This window comes from Mammaliicoccus sciuri (genome assembly GCF_002901825.1).
Classification (GTDB): Bacteria; Bacillota; Bacilli; order Staphylococcales; family Staphylococcaceae; genus Mammaliicoccus; species Mammaliicoccus sciuri.
The window spans coordinates 868-1,246 of sequence record NZ_PPQD01000034.1; the positions used below are offsets into that span (position 1 = coordinate 868).

A 379-nucleotide genomic window follows, 5' to 3' on the forward strand; every position below is an offset into this window, starting at 1 on the left:
ATATCATTATGGCGGCGTAGCTCAGCTGGCTAGAGCGTACGGTTCATACCCGTGAGGTCGGGGGTTCGATCCCCTCCGCCGCCATTAAAATTTTCAATATGAATACATATTTTAAATTTTGGACCTTTAGCTCAGTTGGTCAGAGCAAACGGCTCATAACCGTTGGGTCGCAGGTTCGAGTCCTGCAAGGTCCATACTTATATATTGGAGGAATACCCAAGTCCGGCTGAAGGGATCGGTCTTGAAAACCGACAGGGGCTTAACGGCTCGCGGGGGTTCGAATCCCTCTTCCTCCGCCATTATATTTGTAACTTAATATTATTATCGCGGGATGGAGCAGTTCGGTAGCTCGTCGGGCTCATAACCCGAAGGTCGGTGG

Annotated in this window: 3 tRNA genes; all 3 read left to right on the forward strand. The window is 49.9% G+C overall.

The annotated features are described in order from the left end of the window. Positions 1 to 10: 10 nt before the first annotated feature. Positions 11 to 84 (forward strand) — tRNA-Met (locus CD035_RS11395). Positions 85 to 120: 36 nt separating this feature from the next. Further along, positions 121 to 194, forward strand: a tRNA-Ile gene (locus tag CD035_RS11400). A 12-nt stretch (positions 195 to 206) separates the two neighbouring features. Further along, positions 207 to 299: transfer RNA gene (locus CD035_RS11405), tRNA-Ser, on the forward strand. Positions 300 to 379: the final 80 nt, after the last annotated feature.